The sequence below is a fragment of the Devosia sp. genome (genome assembly GCF_036406155.1).
GTDB lineage: Bacteria > Pseudomonadota > Alphaproteobacteria > Rhizobiales > Devosiaceae > Devosia_A.
The window spans coordinates 42,233-62,766 of the sequence record NZ_DASWVV010000172.1 but is presented as its reverse complement, the minus strand read 5'-3'; the positions used below and the strand labels follow the sequence as shown (position 1 = coordinate 62,766).

The following is a 20,534-nucleotide window of genomic DNA, read 5'->3' as shown; positions in this document are numbered from 1 at the left end:
TGCCGCCACGCCGTCGAAATGGAGGTCCCATGCGTCCGCTCGCTCTTCTTTGCGCCTTGCCGATCCTGGCGGTCCTTGCCGCCTGCGACCAGACTCCACCGCCCCCGCCGCCGGACTCTCCGGCGGCGCCGCCGCCGGCGGCACCCGCCAGGCCCGCTGCTCCCCTCGGCGCCGCCGCGCCCCTCTTCGGCAGCTGGGCCGCGGACCTTGCGCAATGCGGGAGCTTCGCCGTCGAAATTTCCGCCACCCGTTTCCTCGGCGCCGAGAACCAGTGCGACATCACCGACCTCGCCAACAACGGCGACGGCACCTTCACCGCGAGCCTCGACTGCGTCAGCCAGGGGGAAAGCGCCAGCGAGCGCATCCGCATGACCCCGGTATTCGCGCCCACCGGCGAAGGCGTGACGCTCGACTATCTCGATCGCGGCGGCGACCCGGTGACCCTGCTGCGCTGCCGTTAGGCTCTCTTCGGTCCCATGGAACGCCGCCCTTCGCGGCGCGTTTGCTGTTGCACGCGCCCCGGAGGCCCTTATGTGGACGAAGCTCTTCGATGATTTCGCGCATACCGTTGCGCGCTTGTCCGGCAAGCCGGTGGTCTTCGGGCTCGCCTGTCTGCTGGTGCTGGTCTGGGCCATCAGCGGGCCGCTCTTCGGCTTTTCCCAGACGTGGCAACTCGTCATCAACACCGGCACCACCATCGTCACCTTCCTGATGGTGTTCGTCCTGCAGAACTCGCAGAACCGCGATGGCCTCGCCCTGCAGGCCAAGCTGGACGAACTGATCCTGGTCAGCTCCAAGGCCGAAAACGCCTTCATCGCGGCGGAACAGCTGAGCGAGGAGGAAATCGAGCGGCTGCGTGCCCTCGTCGTCGACCAGGCAGCGGCAGACGACCGTGCTCCGCACGCCGGACGGGCGCCCACGGTGACCGCCAACGGCACCCTCGGCAAGGCCTGAACTTGGCCGGCCATCGCCTGCCGGGGATGGTTGGCAAACGCAATGTTAACGGAATGGCTGCAGATTGAGACGGTGAAGGCCCTCGCGGCCCTCCTGGCTGGTATTGCGTTCTGGAGCCACCGATGGTCAGCGCCCTTCGCCTGCTGCCGGCACTTGCCCTGCTTGCTCCGGCGCTGGCAGGCTGTGGCATCCTTTCGCCCTTCGCCTCCCTGTCGCCCCGCCAGTGCCTGACGCGCGTGATGTATTTCGAGTCCAACCGCTCGAGCGAGGAGGGCATGCTCGCCGTCGGTACCGTGGTGATGAACCGGCTCGCCGACCCCGAATACCCCAAGTCCGTGTGTGCCGTGGTCGGCCAGAAGAACCAGTTTGTCGATGGCGTGCTGTGGAAGCCGATGAAGGAAAAGCGCAGCATGGCCCGGGCGGCGCGGGTCGCCGAGGCGGTGCTGGCCGGTGCGCGTCACCCCGGCGTCCGCGGCGCGAGGCATTTCCACACGGCCGGCCTGCGTTTTCCCTACGATAACATGCACTACGTGCTCGAGGCGGGCGGCAACGAGTTCTACGAGAAGTACTGACGGCCGGGAGCCTAGCCCAAGCCCATCAGGCTGCTCACCACGAACAGGGCACCGAACACCAGCGCCCACAGCACGCCCCAGACGATGACGAGGGAGATGACGGCGGTCACCAGCCCGATCAGCACCCACACGCCGTCGCGCTCGAGCAGGCCCAGCGACATGATGCAGATGGCGATCGAGGGCAACATGTTGCCGAGCGGAATGGGCAGGAACAGCACGATCGACATGATCAGCGCCACCAGCCCGACCAGGTGGATCACCGGCCGATGCGCCATGAAGGTGAGCCGCGGCCGCATGATGTTCTCCGCCCGCGCGAGCCAGGGCGCCACCGTCGCCACCACCTTTTCGAAGTCCACCCGGCTGAGCGAGCGGTCGGTGATGATCCTGGGCAGCCATGGCTTGATCCCCAGCATCAGCTGGGCGCTGAGGAACAGCAGCGGCGCCCCGACCACCGCCGAGACGCCGGGTGGCATGGGCAGGGCCGTCGGCACGGCGAAGATGAACAACAGCGCCCCCAGTGCCCGTCGCCGCAGGGCTTCGAGCAGGTCGCCGATCGAAATCCGCTCCCGGTCCTGCGCCTGCGCGATGGCGAGCAGGATCGCCGACAGGCGGTCGGCGCCCTCGTGCGGATCGACGTGCTCTATGTGGATTGAGGGGTCTTCATCGTTCATCGCGCCGGATCATGCCCGGCGATTCCCGTCCGAGGCAAGCGCGAAGCGGTTTTGAGGTCCCCAGGCGCGACTGGACGAGTCCTAGAAATCCCCGCCGAAGTCGAAACCGCCGCCGTCGCCCATGTCGCCGCCGAAATCGTCATTGCCGACATCACCGGCATCCTGTCCGGCATCCTGGCCGCTCTCGGCGGCCTGCGCCTCGCCGGGGCCGAACATGCCGGCAATGGCACTGCCGAGCAGCAGGCCGCCCGTGACGCCGAGCGCCGTCTGCGCCGCACCAGCCAGGAAACCGCCGCCTGTACCGGAGCGTTCGTCGCGCTCCCACGGCCCCCGCTCGCGCCGCGGCGCGGGCTGGCGACCGGCGTCGCGGCCGCCGAACAGGGCGCCGAAGAAATCGTCCGGGCGCCGCCGTTGCTGCTCCTCGAGCGCGGCAACGCGCTCCTGGGCGGCCCGCAGCGCCTGTTCCTGGACGAGGATGGTCTGCGCCATGTAGTACGGGGCGCCGGGCAGGCGGGCGATCTCGGCGCGAATCAATGCCTCGGCCTCGGGGTCGCGCGCCGCGCCGCGGCGCTCCACTTCCGCCAGGCGGTCGAACAAGCCTTCGATGGCACGGCGATCTTCGGGGCTCAGCATCCTTGTCGTCTCCCGGAATGAGCGTCACCCCTTGACATGGGGACGCCCCCAAGGCTGCACAATCCCCGCAAAGGAAAACCATCGTGAGCGACAACCAGAGGCCGATCCTGCCGACGACTGACGAGGCCGTGGCCATGGCGAAAGCCCTGCTCCGCACCGCCCATCACGGCGTCATCGCGACGCTGGAGCCGGACAGCGGCCGGCCGGTGGCGACCCGGGTCGGCCTGGCGACCGATGCCGACGGCGCACCTGTCATCCTCGTCTCTGCACTCGCGGCCCACACGCCGGCGCTGCGCGCCGATCCGCGCTGCTCGCTGCTGGTCGGCGAGCCCGGCAAGGGCGACCCGCTGGCGCATCCCCGCCTCACCTTGCACTGCGACGCCCGGGAGGTGGAGCATGCCGGCGCCGACGAAGCGCGCATCGCCGCCCGCTACCTCGCCCACAATCCCAAGGCGGCCCTCTACGCGACGCTCGGCGATTTCCGCTATTTCCGGCTCGAGCCGGTGCGCGCGAGCCTCAATGCCGGCTTCGGGCGGGCCTATGCGCTGACCCGCGCCGATATGCTAGGCTGACCTTCGAAAGGAGCCGGCACATGCCGAACCAAGATCCCCCGGCCGACAGCAAGCTCACCCGCACCAAGGCGCAGTGGGCTGAAACCGGCAAGTTCCTCACCGGCCGGCATGCCCGCCCCGAGGAGGAGCGCCTGCCGCCCGGCCAGCATCTGGTGACGAGCTGGCCGGTGCTCGACCTGGGACAGACGCCGCAGGTACCGCGCGCGGCGTGGCGGCTCGAAATCGCCGGAGCGGTCGACCGTCCGCTCAGCTGGACGTGGCCGGAATTCTCCGCCCTGCCGCAAAGCCGGAAGACGTCCGACATCCACTGCGTCACCACCTGGTCGCGCTACGACAACCACTGGGAAGGCGTCGCCACCCGCGACCTCATCGACGCCGCGGGCGTGCGGCCCGACGCGGCCTTCGTGCTGCTGACCAGCCACGACGGCTACACCACCAATCTGGCGCTCGCCGATTTTGCCGATGCGGAGGCCCTTATCGCGCATAGCTGGGAAGGCGAGCCGCTCACGCCCGAGCATGGCGGGCCGGCGCGCCTCGTCGTCCCGCACCTGTATTTCTGGAAAAGCGCCAAGTGGCTGCGCCGGATCGAGTTCGCGACGCAGGACCACCCCGGCTTCTGGGAGGTGCGCGGCTACCACAATCGCGGCGATCCCTGGGCCGAGCAGCGCTACAGCTGAGCCGGCGGCGGCACGCGCCTTGACGGCCACCCACCGGCACCGGATAGTCGGGCAGGTTGGGGGCTGACATGCGCGCAAGATTTCTGTTCCTGCTGCCGGGCCTCGCCTCGGCATTGACACTGCCGGCGACCGCGCAGGAGCTCGACCGGCTGCAGGCGCATTTCGGAGCGGTGACCTACGCGTTCTACTGCGAGGCCTGCCATGGCGAGACCGGCAAGGGCGACGGCCCGGCCGCGGCGTCGCTCACCGTGAAGCCGGCCGACCTCACGACCCTGGCCGCGCGCAATGGCGGCACGTTCCCCGCCGAGCGGGTCGCCGCCGCCATCGACGGCCGCGTGGAAGTCGTCGGCCATGTCGATCTGGCCATGCCGCCCTGGGCACAGCTGTTCGCACATGAACTCGACGAGTTCCCGCCGGGCACGATCCTCGATGCCCTGGTCGAGCGCCGCATCGCCCACCTGGTCGCCTATATCGCGACGCTGCAGGCCGACTGACGAGCGTCAGCCGATGAAGTCGCGCTTGCCCAGCGGTACGCCGTTGTGGCGCAGGATGTCGTACGCCGTGGTGACGTGGAAGTAGAAGTTCGGCATGACGTTGTGGAGCAGGTAGTCGAGCGCCGGCAACTGCACGTCCTCGCCCCGAACCTTGAGGGACACCGGCTTGTTCTCATGGCCGTCGAGGTCGGTCGCCTCTACCCCGGCGAGATACGCCAGCGCCTTGTCGATGCGTGCCTTGAGCTCCTCCAGCGTCTGCTCGTTGTCTGCCCAGGACGGCGCCTCCCGGCCCGTGACGCGGGCGACGAAGAACTTGGCCCGGTCGGTCGCGCTCTGCACCTGGAAGGCGAGCGGATACATGTCCGGCGCCAGCCGCGAAGCGGCGAGCACCTCGGGCTTGATCTTGCGTTCGGCGGCGTTGGCCTCGGCCTTGCCGATGATGGCGAGCAGGTTGCGGAGCATGCGCTCGAATACGGGCACAGACACCGAGTAAAGCGAAATCGTCATGGGTATGCCTCTTCTGGCCCGGACCCGGGCGCTGCGGACGGTCGATGCGCAGGTCCGGTCACCGGCCCTGGCCGTCCCCGCCTACGCCAGCCGTCGCTGGCCCACAAGGGTCCCGTCAGCAAATCGGATGCCAGGGAGGTCGGCCAAAAAAGGAGGGCCATGAACCGTCTCCGGTTCATGGCCCGTGGGAAGCTCCCCGCCGCACTGTTGAGGGCTTGGGGGCAGCGGCGAGGCAACCTCCCTCCGTTCTCGGTGCATGGGTCGTTTGCAGTAATCCGGGAACTGACTGTTAGATGGGACAGCCCGGCAAAAGTAGAAGTGGCCTCACCGAAAGGTGATTGTAGCGGCCCGCCCGGCGGCCCTGTTGCCGAAACGTCACGAAAACCCTATGGAGTGGCTGCAAGGCCGCGCTGGCAAGCAGCCGGCATTGCCAAGAGACGATAATGCCCACGATTAGCCCCGATCCGCTGCCGCAGCAGGCGTTCACCGACCCCGAGGGCGCCTGCGACTACGTCGCCCGCATCTACCGCCGGAACACCGGTTTCATCCGCGACAGGCTGGCGGAACTGGCCGACGGCCTCGTCCCCCAGGGCCGCGTGCGCGCCTTCTATCCCGAAGTGCAGGTCTCCTCCACCAGCTACCGCAAGTCCGACTCGACGCTCCCCTACGGTTTCCTGCACAGCCCCGGTATCTATCGCACCACCATCACGGCGCCGGAGCTGTTCCGCACCTACCTGCTCGAGAACTTCGCCATCATCCTCAAGAACCATGGCGGCGCCATCCAGGTCGGGGAATCGTCCACGCCGATCCCGCTGCATTTCGCCCTCGACCCGGATCAGCCGCTCGACGGCCAGTTGCTCAGCGGCCTGAGCGTGCCGCTGCGCGATGTGTTCGATACGCCTGACCTCGCCGATACCGACGACGAAATCGCCAACGGTACCTTCATTCCGCCGGTCGGCGGCCCCTACCCGCTGGCCGCGTTCACCGCGCCGCGCATCGATTATTCCCTGCACCGGCTCAGCCACTACACCGGCACCGATGCGCGGCATTTCCAGAATTTCGTGATCTTCACCAACTACTCGTTCTACATCGACGAGTTCTGCCAGATCGCCAAGGAGTACATGGCGGCCGGCCATGCGCACTACGATTCCTTCGTCGAGCCGGGCAACTGCATCACCGCCAACCAGCGCCATGGCGGCGGCACCACCGGCACCCCCGCCGCCCGCGTGCCGCAGATGCCCGCCTATCACCTGACCGCCGGACGCAGCCGCGGCATCACCATGATCAACATCGGCGTCGGCCCGTCCAACGCCAAGACCATCACCGACCACGTCGCCGTGTTGCGTCCCCACGCCTGGTTGATGCTCGGCCACTGCGCCGGGCTCAGGAACTCCCAGGAACTGGGCGACTATGTCCTCGCCCATGCCTATGTGCGCGAAGACCACGTGCTCGATGCCGACCTGCCGCTGACGGTGCCCATCCCGGCGCTGGCCGAGGTCCAGGTGGCGCTCGAGCAGGCCGTGGCCGAGATCACCCAGCTCGAAGGGCTGGAGACCAAGAAGATCATGCGCACGGGGACCGTCGCCAGCTTCGACAACCGCAACTGGGAATTGCGCGACCAGCAGGAGATCACCCAGCGCCTCAGCCAGTCGCGGGCCATCGCCCTCGACATGGAAAGCGCCACGATCGCCGCCAACGGTTTCCGCTTCCGCGTGCCCTACGGCACGCTCCTGTGCGTGTCGGACAAGCCGTTGCACGGTGAGCTCAAGCTGCCCGGCATGGCTTCCGCGTTCTATCGCACCCAGGTCAGCCGGCACCTGCTGATCGGCCTCAGGGCCATGGAAATCCTGCGCGACCAGCCGGCCGAGCGCCTGCATTCGCGCAAGCTGCGTTCCTTCGCGGAAACGGCGTTCCAGTAGCGTCGCGAAAGGGGAGGTTCAACACCATGCCGGTGCGCACGCTGTGGATCGCGGTGGGACTGGTGGCGACCGGCCTCGGCGTCGCCGGCATCTTCCTGCCGCTGCTGCCGACGACGCCCTTCTTGCTGCTGGCGTCGTTCGCCTTCGCGCGTGGCTCGCCACGGCTGCACGCCTGGCTCGTGGCCCATCCCCGCCTCGGCCCCGTGATCCTCGAGTGGCAGCGCCACGGCGCCATCAGGCGGCGCGTCAAGGTGGTGGCGCTGGGCGCCATGGCCCTGTCGCTGTTCGTCACCTGGATGCTCGGCTTTGCCTTCTGGATCATCGGCAGCCAGGCGCTGGTGCTGGGCGCCGTCGCCATCTTCATCGTCACCCGCCCCGAGCCGCCGGCGCGGTGAGCCTCACACCGGCTCGGTGTCGATCTCCATGAACCTCTCGACCTCGTGCGCCCAGCGTTCGCGCACGAAGCTCAGATGCCTGGGGTGGGCGTTGTAGCCCTCATAGGCGGCCCGGTCCGCGAACTCCATCGAGAAGCCGAAGCGGTAGTCGGTCCTGGGATTGACCTGCCGGAACTGCTCGAACCCGCTCACCCCGGGGATGTCGCCGAGGACCTGCGCATCCCTCAGGAACGACTTTTCCTTGAGCGAGCCTTCGGCGTGCCTGAGCGTGAACACCACCGTGTGGCGGATCATCCCCCACTCCCCTCCATGGCCACCGTCTCGCTGGCGGCGATTGCCGCCATATTGACGATTCCGCGGCTGGTGGTCGAGGGGGCAAGGATATGGGCCGGCGCCCGCGTGCCCATCAGGATGGGGCCGACGGCCAGCGCGTTCGTCATTTCCTTGAGCAGCGTCATCGACAGATTGGCGGCGTCGAGGTTGGGGAACAGCAGCAGGTTGGCCTCCCCCTTGAGCACCGAGTCGGGGATGTAGCGGCCGCGCAGGCCTTCGTTGAGCGCGAGGTCGCCCTGCATCTCGCCCTCGACGATCAGGTCCGGGGCCGCCTCTTTCAGCAGCGCGTAGGTCTCGCGCATCTTGTAGGCCGTGTCGCCGTCGCGGGAGCCGAAGTTGGAATAGCTCAGCAGCGCCGCCCTGGCCTCGATGTTGAAGCGCCGGAGGTGGTCGCGCGCCTGCAGCGCGATGCCGACCAGTTCCTTCGCCGTCGGGTCCTGGTGCATGTAGGTGTCGGCCAGGAAGAAGGCGCCGCGCGGCATGATCAGCATGGACAGGGCGGAGACGTCGTCGACCCCATCCTGCAGCCCGATGACCGAGCGGATGTCGCGCGCGTGCTTGATGAACCGCCCCTGCAAGCCGCACAGCAGCCCGTCCGCCTCGCCCCGCTTGACCGCCAGTGCGGCGATGACGGTGGTATTGGTGCGCACGATGGTCTTGGCGGTATCCGGGGTGACGCCGCTGCGGCCCACCAGCGAATGGAACAGCGCCACGTAGTCGCGGAAGCGCGGGTCGTCCTCGGGGTTGATGATCTCCGCATCCTTGCCCGGGTTGAGCGTCAGCCCGAAGCGCGCGATGCGCGCCTCGATCACCGACGGCCGGCCGATCAGCAACGGCCGGGCGATGCGCTCCTCGAGCAGCACCTGGGCGGCGCGCAGCACGCGCTCGTCCTCGCCGTCGGCAAAGGCGATGATCTTGCCCTGCCCCTGGGCCCGGTCGATGATCGGCTTCATCACCAGCCCGGAGCGGAAGACGAAGCGGTTGAGACTGTCGCGGTAGGCGTCGAAATCGGCGATCGGCCGCCGGGCAACGCCGGTATCCATGGCCGCCCGCGCCACGGCCGGCGCAATCCTGAGGATCAGGCGCTGGTCGAACGGGTTGGGGATGAGGTGGTCGGCGCCGTACACGGCGGGCTGCCCGGTGGGCGAGACCTCGAGGCCGGGCTCGTGCGCGAGCTTCGCGATCGCCCGCACCGCAGCCAGCTTCATGTCTTCATTGATCGCCGTGGCGCCGACGTCGAGGGCGCCGCGGAAGATGAACGGGAAGCACAGGACGTTGTTGACCTGGTTGGGATAGTCGGAGCGCCCGGTGCACACCATGGCGTCGGGACGCAGTTCCTTGGCCACTTCCGGCATGATCTCGGGGACCGGATTGGCCAGCGCCAGGATCAGCGGGTTCTCCGCCATGCGGGCCAGCATCTCGGGCTTCAGCGCCCCCGCCGCCGACAACCCGAGGAACACGTCGGCGCCGTCGAATACCTCCGCGAGCGTCGTCGCCTCGCTCGTCTGCGCGAACTTGCCGCGCCATTTGTCGAGCACGTCGGTGCGCTTGTGCGTCACCAGTCCGTCGACATCGGCGACCCAGATGTTCTCCTGCTTCGCGCCCAGCGACAGCAGCAGGTTGAGGCAGGCGATGGCGGCCGCGCCCGCCCCGGAGGTGCAGATCTTGGCGTCGGCGATGGTCTTGCCGGCGAGGGCCAGCCCGTTCAGCACCGCGGCGCCGACGATGATGGCGGTGCCGTGCTGGTCGTCGTGGACCACGGGGATGCGCATGCGCTCGCGCAGCGCCTCCTCGATCTCGAAGCACTCCGGGGCCTTGATATCCTCGAGGTTGATGCCGCCGAAGGTCGGCTCCAGCGGCGCCACGACCTCGATGAACTTCTTGGGGTCGCGTTCCTCGATCTCGATGTCGAAGACGTCGATGCCCGCGAATTTCTTGAACAGGACGGCCTTGCCTTCCATCACCGGCTTGCTGGCCAGCGCGCCGATATTGCCCAGCCCGAGCACCGCCGTGCCGTTGGAGATGACCCCCACGAGGTTGCCGCGCGACGTGTAGCGCGTCGCCGCGTCGGGATCCGCCTTGATCTCCTCGCACGGCGCCGCGACACCGGGGGAATAGGCAAGGGCGAGGTCGCGCTGGTTGCCGAGCGGCTTGGTCGGCTGGATCTCGAGCTTGCCCGGCTTGGGAAACTCGTGGAAATGCAGCGCTGCCTGCCGCAATGCCTTCCTCTGCTCGGTCGTGTCGGGCGTCATCGGTTCCCCCTGCGGTATGGATGCGGGGGTTGCTTACACCAAATCGCGGCCAAGGGAAGGCCGGAACACGGGGAACGGCCGGTTCGCTACGCCACTGCGGTCGACGGCGCGAGCGGCACCGGCCTCGGCTCCCCGTTGAGCGCCTGCGCCAGGTCCCTGAACGGCTCGATGCGAAGGGCGGGCGCGAACAGGTAGCCTTGCGCCATCACCACCCCCCGCGCCCTGAGATAGAGGGCCTGCGCCTCGCGCTCCACGCCCTCGGCCACGATCTCCGTGCCGAGGTCGCGCGCCATCGAGATCAGCCCGTCCAGTACCGGCACCGGCGTCGTCTCGTCCTTGATCATGTCGACGAAAACGCGGTCGATCTTGACGATGTCGACGCCCAGCGTCTGCAGGTAGGCGAGGTTGGAATGCCCCGTCCCCGCGTCGTCCATGGCCAGGCGCGCCCCCAGCGCGTGCAGGCCGGCGATGACGCTGTTGGCCTGCATGGAGTTCTCCAGCGGGCGCCGCTCGGTTATCTCGAACACCAGTTGCCGGAACGAGATGGGAGAATCCCCGAAAATGGCCTGCACGTCCTCGACGATGGTGCCGTCGCGGAAATGCCCTTCGAACAGGTTGATCGACACCCTCAGCTCCGGCATCTGCCGGCACAGGTCGGCAAGGTCGGCCCGGACCTGTTGCATGAGGCTCAGCGTCATCGGGATGGCGAGGCCGGTCACCTCGGCGTATTCGATGAACGCGCCGGGCGGCACCACCTCGCCGGATTTCTTCTCCCAGCGGCACAGCACTTCGCAGCCGGCGAGCGTCCCGGTGCGCAGGTTGATCACCGGCTGGTAGTAGGGCTTGAGTTCGCCCGCGGCGATGGCGCGCTCGAGGTCGAAGGCGGGCAGTTGCGAGCGCCGCACATATTGCAGCGCCAGTACCAGGAAGGCGCCGCTCATCAGGCACGCGATGATGGTGAAGCTGGCGTCGAGATCGGCGTAGTCGGCCCGCACGATGGCGAACGGCACGGCGGCCTGGGCGCGCAGCGGGATATCCCCGGCGATGGCGTCGGCTTCGACATATTCGACGTCGCCGCGCCCGTCATAGGCCGCCGTATCGCCCGTGGCGACGACCGGCGCGCCGTTGGTCAGCGCCACGCGAACCATGGTCGTCGGCCGCAGCCCGTCCGCCAGACTCTTGATGTCGCTGGCCAGTACCGGCACGAAGGCAGACACCAGGCGCGAGCCGAACGACTGCGTGATCTTCATCGCCGGCATGTCGAGATCGCCCAGCGCCACCACCGAGATGGTCTCGGTATGACCCGGCACCGGCAGGCCCTCCGACAGCGCCGACCAGCGCACCTGCCGCCCGAAGGCGTCGCAATACTGCACGCCGTCGGCGTTCTCGACCAGCACCTGCTTGAGGTAGATGCTTCGCTCCATCTGCCGGTGGACATTGGCGATGAAACCGGGCGTGCACAGCGACGGGCTGTCCGCCAGCACGCGCCGCAGCGAGGCGATGGCGTCGTAGGCGATGGTCTGGATGCGGCCGCCGACGCCGGTGACGGTCTGCTGCAGCTGCGCCCGCTCGCGGATGCGCACGTAGTTGTCGAGCAGGTAGTCCACGGCGAGCACGGGCAGGAAGGCGGCAATGGCCGCCGCCAGAATGATCACCTGGGAATACTTGGAGTTCACCGGATTCCGAATCCCCACCGCGCCACCCGCACCAGCGCTAGCAGTGCGGGGTTTAACGGATGGTTAACGGAAATTAACCATCTGGCAAAGCAGCCTGGAAGCTGGCTCGTGCCCTTACTTGTCGGTGACGTTGAGCCGGATGCTGAGCTCGCGCAACTGCTTGGCGGTGGCCGGCGACGGCGCTCCCATCAGCAGGTCTTCGGCCTGCTGGTTCATCGGGAACAGCGTGATCTCGCGCAGGTTCTGCACGCCGCAGATGAGCATGACCATGCGGTCGACGCCGGCCGCCATGCCGCCGTGCGGCGGTGCGCCGTACTGGAAGGCGCGGTACAGCCCGCCAAACTCCTGCTCGACCTCCGCCCGCGACTTGCCCGTCAACTCGAACGCCTTGACCATGGTCTCGGGCTCCTGGTTGCGGATCGAACCCGAGGCGATCTCGTAGCCGTTGCACACCGCGTCGTACTGGTAGGCCTTGATCGTCAGCGGATCCTGCGAATTCAGCGCCTCCATGCCGCCCTGCGGCATCGAGAACGGGTTGTGCGCGAAATCGATGCGCTTCTCGTCCTCGTCGTATTCGTAGAACGGGAAGTCGACGATCCAGCACAATTCGAACCGGTCGGTGTCGACGAGGTTGAGGTCGGTGCCGACCTTGCTGCGGGCCTCGCCCGCGAAGCGGGACATTTTCTCCGGCCGGCCGAGCACGAAGAACACCGCGTCGCCGTCGCTGAGCCCCAGTTGCGCGCGGATCGCCTCGGTGCGCTCCGGCCCGACATTCTTGGCGATCGGGCCGGAGCCCTGCCCTTCCTTGAAGAAGATGTAGCCGAGCCCCGGCTGGCCCTCGCCCTGCGCCCACGCGTTCATGCGGTCGCAGAACGCCCGGCTGCCGCCGGTCGGGGCGGGAATCGCCCACACCTCGACCTTGGGGTCGGCGGCGATCTGGTTGGCGAACACGCCGAAGCCGGAGCCGCGGAAATGCTCGGTCACGTCCTGCATCTCGATCGGGTTGCGCAGGTCCGGCTTGTCGGTGCCGTATTTGCGGATCGCCTCGGCGTAGGGGATGCGCGGGAATTTCTGCGTCACCGGCTTGCCGTCGGCGAATTCCTCGAACACGCCGCGCAGCACCGGCTCCATTGTGTCCCAGACGTCTTCCTGGGTGACGAAGCTCATCTCCACGTCGAGCTGGTAGAACTCGCCCGGCAGCCGGTCGGCGCGCGGGTCCTCGTCGCGGAAGCACGGGGCGATCTGGAAGTAGCGGTCGAAGCCGGCCACCATCAGCAGCTGCTTGTATTGCTGCGGGGCCTGCGGCAGCGCGAAGAACTTGCCCGGATGGATGCGGCTCGGCACCAGGAAGTCGCGCGCACCCTCGGGCGACGAGGCGGTGAGAATCGGCGTCGAATACTCGCCGAAGCCGATCTCCGCCATGCGCCGGCGCATCGAGGCGATGACCTTGGTGCGCTTGACGATATTGGCGTGCAGCGTTTCGCGCCGCAGGTCGAGGAAGCGGTACTTGAGCCGGATGTCCTCGGGGTAGTCCGGCTCCCCGAACACCGGCAGCGGCAGCTCCGCGGCGGCGCCCAGCACCTCGAGTTCGCGGATGAACACCTCCACCTGCCCGGTCGGCAGGTTGGGGTTCATCGTCTCGGGCGTGCGCGCCTTGACCTCGCCGTCGACGCGGATCACCCATTCGGCCCGCACCTGCTCGGCCGCGGCGAACGCCTTGGAATCGGGGTCGATCACCAGTTGGGTGATGCCGTAATGGTCGCGCAGGTCGATGAACAGCAGCCCGCCGTGGTCGCGCACGCGGTGCACCCAGCCGCTCAGCCGGACGGTATTACCCACGTCGGCCGCAGTGAGGGCTGCGCAGGTGTGGGAGCGGTAACGGTGCATTTTCGGGCTCTCGAGACGGCAGGAATCGGGCCGGAAAAGCGCATGCGGGCCCGGGTTTGTCAAGCTGCCAGCGGCGCCGCGGCGGCGGCGCGCGATTCCGCGCTGGAGTACGCCGGCCTCCCCTGTTATGACCCGATGCAAAGAACGTCCGAGAACAAGGACTCATGGAGCTCATCACGACGACCACTGTGCTCGCCGGCTTTTGCGAGCGCGCCGCAAACCAACCCTTCGTCACGGTCGACACTGAATTCCTTCGGGAAACCACGTACTGGCCCAAGCTGTGCCTGCTGCAGGCCGCCACCGAGCAGGAGGCGGTCCTCGTCGACCCGCTGGCCGAGGGCCTCGACCTCGCCCCCTTCTTCGACCTGCTCGGCGATGACAGGGTCACCAAGGTCTTCCACGCCGCCCGCCAGGACATCGAGATTTTCGTCAAGCTGACCGGCCGCGTGCCGCTCAACATCTTCGATACCCAGATCGCCGCCAGCGTCTGCGGCTTCGGCGACAGCGTCTCCTACGACAACCTCGTGCGCTCCATCGTCAGCGTCGAACTCGACAAGTCCTCCCGCTTCACCGACTGGTCGGCACGGCCGCTCTCGGAAAAGCAGCGCCTGTACGCGCTCGGCGACGTCACCCATCTGCGCGACATCTACAAGGCGCTGGTGCGGCAGGTGGAGGAGACCAAGCGCTGGGACTGGGTCGAGGACGAGCTCTCGGCGATGCGTTCCATCGACACCTATGTCATCCAGCCCGAGCAGGCTTGGGAGCGGCTCAAGACCAAGCTGCACCGCCCGCGCGACCTGGCCGCGCTCAAGGCACTCGCGGCATGGCGAGAGAAGCGCGCGCAGGATACCGACCAGCCGCGCAGCCGCATCCTCAAGGACGATGCGCTGGTCGAACTCGCCATGCAGCGGCCGCAGAGCCCGGAGGGCTTCGACAAGCTGCGGGCCGTGCAGCGCGGCTACGGCCGCAGTACCGCCGCCGCCGAGATCATCGCCATCCTCAAGCAGGTGGAGGCGCTCCCCAAGTCGGAACTGCCGCCCGCCCCCGAGCGCCACCGCGGCGCCTCGCCCAAGGGTGCCGTGGGCGACCTGCTGCGCGTCCTGCTCAAGGCGGTCTCCGAGCAGCACGGCGTCGCCGCCCGCATCATCGCCACGTCCGACGACATCGACGCCCTGGTGCTCGACGACAACGCCAACGTGCCGGCGCTGAAAGGCTGGCGGCGCAAGCTGTTCGGCGACAAGGCGCTCGCCATCAAGCACGGCCGGATCGGCCTCGCCGCCACCCGCAAGGGCGTGGTGGAGTTCGAGATTCCGCAGTAACGGCTTCAGGCGGCGGCGTTGCCGTCGCTGGCGCCGACGCGCACGGCCGTCGCCTTGATGCTGGCAACGCCCGCCAGTTGCTCGAGCCGGCCCCGCAGGTGTTCCCCATCGAGGAAGGCCAGGTCCTGCGGCAGGTGCAGCACCAGCGTCTTGCCCTCCATGGCGAAGCGTGTGCGCGGCAGCACGCCGGGCATCCCCGCCGACATCGGATAGGCGACCCGGAAGGCCGCGCCGATCAGCCGTGCCCGGGCGCTGCCCACCGGCCCCGCCAGCGTCAGCAGCTTCTGGTTGGCGCTCTTGTGCTTGAGGCCCATGTAGCGCACCGCCAGCACCTCGGCGAGGAAGGCCCGGCCGGGATGGTCGACGCCGGTGAGCGACCCGTAGGCGATGAGGTCGACGCTCTGGTCGCCCCGGTAGTCGGGATGCCCGCGCCAGCCGATATCGGCGAGGTAGCAGGCGGCCTTGCGCAGGCGCTCCCCGTCGGGGCCCTCGCGCACGCCGATCGCGGCGAGGAACCCGGAGGTGAAATCGAACAGGTCGGTGGCGTGGGCCGGCGAACGCGAGCGCAGCACGTTGATGTCCTGCGCCGCCTGCAGCAGCGGATCGAGCGCCTGCTCGCGGCGGTCGAGCAGGCCGTACAGATAGCCCTCGCGCACGCCCAGCGCCGAAAAGGTCACCGAGGCGAAGGCCCCTGCCCGGAGCACTTCGCCGAGCACCACCGCTCCGAACGGCACGAGGTCGCGCCGCGACGAACTGACGAACTCCCCGCCCGGCATCGCCTCCCCGGCGGCGACGGCGTCGGCGATCTCGTCGCACAGCCGCAGCAGGTCCGGGGCGGGAACCGCGTAATGCTGCACCATGTGCAGCGGGTAGCCACGCAGCACCTGGTGCACCTTGGCCAGCGAGCGCCAGGTACCGCCGATGGCGCAGAACGCGGCGCCCGGAGGCGAGCCCACGAGCTTCGAGTGTGCGAGCCGCTGCCGCACCACCTCCCGCGCCCGGCGGACCGAGCCGCCGGCATCGTCCTGCAGCCGGATGACGCCGAGCGCGTGCGTCTCGCCGGCCGAGTCGCGCCCGTCGGCGACGGCCGACAGTTCGAGGCTGCCGCCTCCGAGGTCGCCGATCACGCCGACGAAGCCGGGCATGCCGGAAATCGCCCCGAGCGCGGCGAAATGCGCCTCTTCCCGGCCGCTCAGCACGCGCACGTCGACGCCGATGATGGCGGTCACCGCCTCGACGAACGCGGCGGCATTCTTCGCCTCCCGCACCGCCGACGTGGCGAGGACGAAAACCTTCGTCGCCCGCATGAGCCGGGCCACCAGGGCGAAGCGCTGGATCGCCGTCAGCGCCCGCTCGATGCTGTCCTGCGGCAGCCGGCCGGTCGCGGCGAGGCCGCGGCCGAGCGCGCAGGCGGCCTTCTCGTTGTACAGGGTGGTCAGCGCGCGAGCGTGGCGCTCATAGACGACGAGGCGCACCGAGTTGGAGCCGATGTCGAGCACGGCGACCGGTCCGGCGCCCTTGATGCGCCCTTGCGCGGTCGGATCGGCGTCGACGCCCCACACTGGGTTCAATCGTCATCCTCTTCGCTGTCGCGGTGCCCGGCGCTGCCGCGTCCCGACAGGCTGGCATTGGTCATGAAGTAGTTGTGCGCGCTATACGGTTCTTCGCCTTCGTGCAAGCGGACGCGCTGCGAGCTGCCATCGGGGAGCACCTCCCAGCTCTGCTGGTTGTCCTTGAGATAGGCGACCAGCATGCGGCCCAGGATCTGCTTGTGCACCGTCTTGTTGACGATCGGAACCATGACCTCGACGCGCCAGTCGAGGTTGCGCTGCATCAGGTCGGCCGAGGAGATGTAGACCTTCGCCTGCGGCGAGGGCATCGGCGCGCCGTTGCCGAAGCAGAAGATGCGCGAGTGCTCGAGGAAGCGGCCGACCACGGATTTCACCCGGATGTTGTCGGAGAACCCGGGGATGCCGGGCCTGAGGCAGCAGATGCCGCGCACGATCAGCTCGATCTTCACGCCCTTCTGGCTGGCGTCGTAGAGCGTGTCGATGATCTGCGGGTCGACCAGCGCATTCATCTTCAGCCAGATGCTCGCCGGCTCGCCGCGCTCGGCGAACCTCACCTCCCGCTCGATATGCTCGACCAGCGTCGAGCGCAGATTGACCGGCGAGGCCGCGATCACCTCGAGCTCGGTCGGCCGGGCGTAGCCGGTGATGAAGTTGAACACCCGGGCCACGTCGCGGGTAATGGCCGGGTCGGTCGTGAAGTAGCTGAGGTCGGTGTAGATCTTGGCGGTGATCGGATGGTAGTTGCCGGTGCCGACGTGGCAGTAGGTCATCAGCTTGCCGTTCTCGCGCCGCACCACCTGGCTCATCTTGGCGTGCGTCTTGAGCTCGATGAAGCCGAACACCACCTGGGCGCCGGCGCGCTCGAGGTCGCGGGCCCAGCGGATATTGGCTTCCTCGTCGAAGCGGGCCTTGAGCTCGACCAGCGCGGTGACTGACTTGCCGGCCTCGGCGGCCATCACCAGCGCCTTGACCACCGGGGAATCGCGCGACGTGCGGTACAGCGTCTGCTTGATGGCGACCACGTCGGGGTCGCGCGCCGCCTGCATCAGGAACTGGGCCACCACGTCGAAGCTCTCGAAGGGATGGTGCACCAGCATGTCCTTGGCCCGCACCGCCGCGAAGATGTCGCCGCCATAGTCGCGGACGCGCTCCGGATAGCGCGGCATGTAGGGCGCGAACTTGAGGTCGGGCCGCTCAATGTCGCAGATCCAGCTGGCGTCGGCGAGGCCGAGGAAGCCTTCCACCTCGAAGGTGTCGCTGCCGGCGACGCCCAGCCGCTCCGAGATCTGCCGGCGCAGCGCGTGCGGCATCTTGCGTTCGATCTCGAGCCGGATGACCTGGCCGCGCCGCCGCTGCCGCAGCGCGGTTTCGAACTCGACCACCAGATCGGCGGCCTCGTCGTCGATCTCGATCTCGCTGTCGCGGATGATGCGGAAGGCGCCGGAGCCTGCCACCTCGTAGCCGGGGAACATGCGGTGGAAGAAGATGTTGATGAGCGTGTCGATGGTCACCACCTCGATCCGCCCGCTTTCGGCAAGGTCGGCCGGCAGCTTGATGAAGCGGTCGAGATTCGCCGGCACGCGCACCAGCGCGGTCAGCGTCTGCGCCGTATTCGGCTGGGTGAGCTCGAAGGCCAGCGACAGCCCGAGATTGGGGATGAACGGGAACGGGTGCGCCGGATCGACCGCGATCGGGGTCAGGACCGGGAAGATCTCTTCGCGAAACAGCCGCTGCAGGTAGGTCACCTGCTCCATGCTGAGGTCCGCCGCCTCGTGGATCACGATGCCCTGCTCGAACAGTTCCTCGCGCAGCGTCTGCCAGTGGTCCTGCTGGTCGAGATGCAGGTGCTGGGCGAGCGTCGCGATCTCCTCGAGCTGCTCGGCCGGGGTCAGGCCGTCGGCGCTGCGGGTGGTGACGCCGAGCCGCTGCTGGCCCTTGAGGCCGGCCACGCGGACCATGAAGAATTCGTCGAGATTGCTGGCCGAGATGGAGACGAAGCGCAGCCGCTCCAGCAGCGGGTGGTTGGCATTCCCCGCCTCCTCGAGCACCCGCATGTTGAACTGCAGCCAGCTCACCTCGCGATTGACGTAGCGGGCCGGGCTCTGGCGCAATTCGGCAATGTCGGGGGCGGCGCCGTCGACGTCCGCCAGTTCGCTCAGCTCATTCATCCTTCTTGCTTTCCGTTACCGACTGGACCAGTGCCAGCTCCAGCTGGCCCTCCCCGCGTGCCGCGTCGCGCATGGCCAGGGCCTCGGCGGCGATGGCGCGGGTGACTGCCGTGCCGCGTTCGAGCGCCAGCCGGTCCATCAGGCCGGTCAGGGCAACCGTCTCCTCGGGCGACCGTTCCATGCGCGCGACCAGATAGGCGATGATCTTGGGATCGACGGCAAGCTGCCGGTCGCCGAACAATTTCACGAACATCTGTGACAAATGGATGTCATCGCTCGTGCTCACCGTGAACAGGGCAGCGAGTCGCGCCCGCGACTTCAGATCATCGGTTGCGAAGGGCCAGTTGGCAACCGGCTCGCGGGCCGTCATCAGCACGGGCCGGCGATCCCGCATCGACTGGTTGAGCAGGTGGAACAGGGCCGCTTCCTCATAGCCGCGACGGTCGACATCCTCGAGCAGCAGCGGCAGCTTGCCCCCCGCCCTGGCCAGGTCCTCCAGTTCGTCCGGCCACGGCGCCGCCGCGCCGGCGCGGTCGGCCCAGATGCGCGCCAGGTGCGACTTGCCGGCCTTGGCCGGCCCGGTGACCAGCGTCAGCGGTCCGGGCCAGTGCGGATAGGCCATGACGTGGGCATGGGCGAGTTCGTTGCCCTCGCCGACGATGAAGTCGGCTTCCGCGTGCGAGGGCGTGTGCCCGAGCTCGAAGGCGAGCTGGCTGGCCGTGGGGGTCATTTGGCGCGCGTCGGGCGGCGCGCCGGCGGCTTGCGGACGGGCGGGACGACGAGGTCCACTTTCGGGGCCGCCGGCTCGGGCTCCGGGCCGCGATACAGGCTGGATGCCTGGTACTTGGCGAGGGCGTAGCGGGTCAGCACTCCGGTGATGGCGGCCAGCGGCACCGCCAGCAGCAGGCCCACGAAGCCGAACAGCAGCCCGAACGCGAACAGCGCGAACATCAGCCAGACCGGGTTGATGTTGATGCTCTGCCCGACCAGCTTGGGATAGAGGATGTTCGCCTCGAGGAACTGGCCGACCAGGTAGACGGCCAGCACGATGAGCACGAACAGCCACTGATCCGGCCAGAACTGCACCAGCGCCACCGTCATCGACAGCACGAAGCCGATGGCGAAGCCGACATAGGGCACGAAGCTCAGCAGGCCGCCGAGCAGGCCGATGGCGAGGCCGAAATTGAGCCCGACCAGCGTCAGGGCGGTGGCGTAGTAGATGCACAGCACGAGTACGACGCTGCCCTGGCCGCGGATCACACCCGCCATCGACTTGTCGATCTGGTTGAGCACGCCGCGGATTTCGTCGCGATAGGCGCGCGGCAGCAGGTCGTCGACGCGCTCGGTCATCCCCTCCCAGTCGAGCAGCATGTAGAAGGCCACCACCGGCGTGATGAACAGCACGGCGATGGTGTTGACCACGGTGAGCCCGCTTTGCGCCACCTGGGCCGTGATCAGGCCGGCCATCTCGACGCCGCGGGTGATCAGGTCGGCCAGCGACGCCTCGACCTGGGCGGTACGCTCCGGGCCGAGCCATTCGGTCAGCTGCGGGACGAGGCCCTGCGCCAGCGCCTGCAGGTCGGTGACGTAGCCGGGCAGCCGCGTGATGAGGCCCACCACCTGCTGACCCACCAGCGGCACCAGCATCAGCAGCATGCCGATGATGACGAGGATGCCGATGACGAGCACGATGGCCGAGGCCCACGGCCGGCTGATGCCGATGCGGCCGATAATGTTGACCACCGGATTGAGCAGGTAGGCGAGCGCCATGCCCACCACGAAGGGCAGCAGGATCGGGCGGAAGATCCACAGCAGGAAGATGGTGGCGACGAAGAATCCGACCCAGACCAGTACTTGATTTCGCAAAGTCATGAGATGGGGCGGCCCTTGCGTCGGGATGGTGGAGCGGGTATCAGCGCGGGGAAACGCCTTCC

At 68.1% G+C, this 20,534-nt stretch carries 19 protein-coding genes and 1 pseudogene; 9 read left to right on the top strand and 11 right to left on the bottom strand.

All coding sequences use genetic code 11. The features are described 5' to 3' along the window. Window positions 1–29: 29 nt before the first annotated feature. From VGD93_RS11520 to VGD93_RS11510, 3 genes and pseudogenes are all read left to right on the top strand, one after another. Window positions 30–461: a hypothetical protein gene (locus VGD93_RS11520; protein ID WP_395012159.1), complete on the top strand. Its 432-nt coding sequence runs from the start codon at window positions 30–32 to the stop codon at window positions 459–461. Between the two features lie 70 nt (window positions 462–531). Then, window positions 532–954 carry a low affinity iron permease family protein gene (locus tag VGD93_RS11515; protein ID WP_395012157.1) on the top strand — a complete coding sequence of 141 codons (423 nt, stop codon included), beginning with the start codon at window positions 532–534 and terminating at the stop codon, window positions 952–954. A 122-nt stretch (window positions 955–1,076) separates the two neighbouring features. Then, a pseudogene (locus tag VGD93_RS11510) lies at window positions 1,077–1,520 on the top strand (cell wall hydrolase); the annotation flags it as partial. Between the two features lie 17 nt (window positions 1,521–1,537). On the opposite strand, the gene VGD93_RS11505 reads toward VGD93_RS11510, so the two are convergent. Next, window positions 1,538–2,197 (bottom strand): exopolysaccharide biosynthesis protein, encoded by a 660-nt coding sequence (locus VGD93_RS11505; protein ID WP_395012156.1) that lies wholly within the window; start codon window positions 2,195–2,197, stop codon window positions 1,538–1,540. Window positions 2,198–2,278: 81 nt separating this feature from the next. Beyond that, window positions 2,279–2,830, bottom strand: coding sequence for a DUF2076 domain-containing protein (locus VGD93_RS11500; RefSeq protein WP_395012154.1), 552 nt, complete (start codon window positions 2,828–2,830; stop codon window positions 2,279–2,281). Between the two features lie 83 nt (window positions 2,831–2,913). On the opposite strand from VGD93_RS11500, the gene VGD93_RS11495 reads away from it, so the two are divergent. From VGD93_RS11495 to VGD93_RS11485, 3 genes are all read left to right on the top strand, one after another. After that, the gene (locus tag VGD93_RS11495; RefSeq protein ID WP_395012152.1) at window positions 2,914–3,402 is read left to right on the top strand and encodes a HugZ family protein; all 489 of its coding nucleotides are present in this window, start codon (window positions 2,914–2,916) and stop codon (window positions 3,400–3,402) included. Between the two features lie 20 nt (window positions 3,403–3,422). Then, window positions 3,423–4,079, top strand: coding sequence for a sulfite oxidase-like oxidoreductase (locus VGD93_RS11490; RefSeq protein ID WP_395012150.1), 657 nt, complete (start codon window positions 3,423–3,425; stop codon window positions 4,077–4,079). 68 nt (window positions 4,080–4,147) lie between these two features. Then, window positions 4,148–4,573 (top strand): c-type cytochrome, encoded by a 426-nt coding sequence (locus tag VGD93_RS11485; protein WP_395012148.1) that lies wholly within the window; start codon window positions 4,148–4,150, stop codon window positions 4,571–4,573. Window positions 4,574–4,579: 6 nt separating this feature from the next. Here VGD93_RS11485 and VGD93_RS11480 read toward each other — a convergent pair whose 3' ends face one another. Continuing rightward, window positions 4,580–5,080, bottom strand: coding sequence for a DUF1993 domain-containing protein (locus VGD93_RS11480; protein ID WP_395012147.1), 501 nt, complete (start codon window positions 5,078–5,080; stop codon window positions 4,580–4,582). Window positions 5,081–5,523: 443 nt separating this feature from the next. Between VGD93_RS11480 and VGD93_RS11475 the strand changes: the two genes are divergently transcribed. Together VGD93_RS11475 and VGD93_RS11470 are read left to right on the top strand one after the other, a co-directional pair. Further along, window positions 5,524–6,999 (top strand): AMP nucleosidase, encoded by a 1,476-nt coding sequence (locus tag VGD93_RS11475; protein ID WP_395012145.1) that lies wholly within the window; start codon window positions 5,524–5,526, stop codon window positions 6,997–6,999. 26 nt (window positions 7,000–7,025) lie between these two features. Beyond that, window positions 7,026–7,394, top strand: coding sequence for a YbaN family protein (locus VGD93_RS11470; protein ID WP_395012143.1), 369 nt, complete (start codon window positions 7,026–7,028; stop codon window positions 7,392–7,394). 3 nt (window positions 7,395–7,397) lie between these two features. On the opposite strand, the gene VGD93_RS11465 is transcribed toward VGD93_RS11470, so the two are convergent. The 4 genes from VGD93_RS11465 to aspS all read right to left on the bottom strand — a co-directional run bounded on the left by VGD93_RS11465 (window position 7,398) and on the right by aspS (window position 13,542). Next, a complete protein-coding gene (locus VGD93_RS11465) occupies window positions 7,398–7,688 on the bottom strand; it encodes a Dabb family protein (protein WP_395012141.1) in 291 nt (96 codons plus the stop codon). After that, complete coding sequence (locus VGD93_RS11460; protein ID WP_395012167.1) at window positions 7,685–9,997, bottom strand: NADP-dependent malic enzyme; 2,313 nt, start codon at window positions 9,995–9,997, stop codon at window positions 7,685–7,687. The genes VGD93_RS11465 and VGD93_RS11460 overlap by 4 nt, the downstream gene beginning before the upstream one ends. A gap of 68 nt (window positions 9,998–10,065) precedes the next feature. Further along, window positions 10,066–11,655, bottom strand: coding sequence for an EAL domain-containing protein (locus tag VGD93_RS11455; protein ID WP_395012139.1), 1,590 nt, complete (start codon window positions 11,653–11,655; stop codon window positions 10,066–10,068). Window positions 11,656–11,769: 114 nt separating this feature from the next. Next, window positions 11,770–13,542: an aspartate--tRNA ligase gene (gene aspS / locus VGD93_RS11450; protein ID WP_395012137.1), complete on the bottom strand. Its 1,773-nt coding sequence runs from the start codon at window positions 13,540–13,542 to the stop codon at window positions 11,770–11,772. 164 nt (window positions 13,543–13,706) lie between these two features. Between aspS and rnd the strand changes: the two genes are divergently transcribed. Beyond that, entirely contained in the window at window positions 13,707–14,861 is a 1,155-nt protein-coding gene (gene rnd / locus VGD93_RS11445; RefSeq protein WP_395012135.1) for a ribonuclease D, read from the top strand. A gap of 5 nt (window positions 14,862–14,866) precedes the next feature. On the opposite strand, the gene VGD93_RS11440 is transcribed toward rnd, so the two are convergent. From VGD93_RS11440 to VGD93_RS11425, 4 genes are read right to left on the bottom strand one after another with little or no spacing between them, the layout of a single operon-like run. Beyond that, complete coding sequence (locus tag VGD93_RS11440) at window positions 14,867–16,423, bottom strand: exopolyphosphatase (protein ID WP_395012165.1); 1,557 nt, start codon at window positions 16,421–16,423, stop codon at window positions 14,867–14,869. A 5-nt stretch (window positions 16,424–16,428) separates the two neighbouring features. After that, window positions 16,429–18,600 carry an RNA degradosome polyphosphate kinase gene (locus VGD93_RS11435; protein ID WP_395012133.1) on the bottom strand — a complete coding sequence of 724 codons (2,172 nt, stop codon included), beginning with the start codon at window positions 18,598–18,600 and terminating at the stop codon, window positions 16,429–16,431. After that, window positions 18,593–19,330: a hypothetical protein gene (locus VGD93_RS11430; RefSeq protein ID WP_395012131.1), complete on the bottom strand. Its 738-nt coding sequence runs from the start codon at window positions 19,328–19,330 to the stop codon at window positions 18,593–18,595. Before VGD93_RS11430 ends, VGD93_RS11435 begins: the two co-directional genes overlap by 8 nt. Beyond that, complete coding sequence (locus VGD93_RS11425; protein ID WP_395012129.1) at window positions 19,327–20,472, bottom strand: AI-2E family transporter; 1,146 nt, start codon at window positions 20,470–20,472, stop codon at window positions 19,327–19,329. The genes VGD93_RS11430 and VGD93_RS11425 overlap by 4 nt, the downstream gene beginning before the upstream one ends. Between the last annotated feature and the right edge of the window lie 62 nt (window positions 20,473–20,534).

Bases quoted from the DNA above. Each gene is read 5' to 3' on its own strand.
- VGD93_RS11520 (WP_395012159.1), top strand. From the start codon at position 30: ATGCGTCCGCTCGCTCTTCTTTGCGCCTTGCCGATCCTGGCGGTCCTT.
- VGD93_RS11515 (WP_395012157.1), top strand. From the start codon at position 532: ATGTGGACGAAGCTCTTCGATGATTTCGCGCATACCGTTGCGCGCTTG.
- VGD93_RS11505 (WP_395012156.1), bottom strand. From the start codon at position 2,197: ATGAACGATGAAGACCCCTCAATCCACATAGAGCACGTCGATCCGCAC.
- VGD93_RS11500 (WP_395012154.1), bottom strand. From the start codon at position 2,830: ATGCTGAGCCCCGAAGATCGCCGTGCCATCGAAGGCTTGTTCGACCGC.
- VGD93_RS11490 (WP_395012150.1), top strand. From the start codon at position 3,423: ATGCCGAACCAAGATCCCCCGGCCGACAGCAAGCTCACCCGCACCAAG.
- VGD93_RS11485 (WP_395012148.1), top strand. From the start codon at position 4,148: ATGCGCGCAAGATTTCTGTTCCTGCTGCCGGGCCTCGCCTCGGCATTG.
- VGD93_RS11480 (WP_395012147.1), bottom strand. From the start codon at position 5,080: ATGACGATTTCGCTTTACTCGGTGTCTGTGCCCGTATTCGAGCGCATG.
- VGD93_RS11475 (WP_395012145.1), top strand. From the start codon at position 5,524: ATGCCCACGATTAGCCCCGATCCGCTGCCGCAGCAGGCGTTCACCGAC.
- VGD93_RS11470 (WP_395012143.1), top strand. From the start codon at position 7,026: ATGCCGGTGCGCACGCTGTGGATCGCGGTGGGACTGGTGGCGACCGGC.
- VGD93_RS11465 (WP_395012141.1), bottom strand. From the start codon at position 7,688: ATGATCCGCCACACGGTGGTGTTCACGCTCAGGCACGCCGAAGGCTCG.
- aspS (WP_395012137.1), bottom strand. From the start codon at position 13,542: ATGCACCGTTACCGCTCCCACACCTGCGCAGCCCTCACTGCGGCCGAC.
- rnd (WP_395012135.1), top strand. From the start codon at position 13,707: ATGGAGCTCATCACGACGACCACTGTGCTCGCCGGCTTTTGCGAGCGC.
- VGD93_RS11435 (WP_395012133.1), bottom strand. From the start codon at position 18,600: ATGAATGAGCTGAGCGAACTGGCGGACGTCGACGGCGCCGCCCCCGAC.
- VGD93_RS11430 (WP_395012131.1), bottom strand. From the start codon at position 19,330: ATGACCCCCACGGCCAGCCAGCTCGCCTTCGAGCTCGGGCACACGCCC.
- VGD93_RS11425 (WP_395012129.1), bottom strand. From the start codon at position 20,472: ATGACTTTGCGAAATCAAGTACTGGTCTGGGTCGGATTCTTCGTCGCC.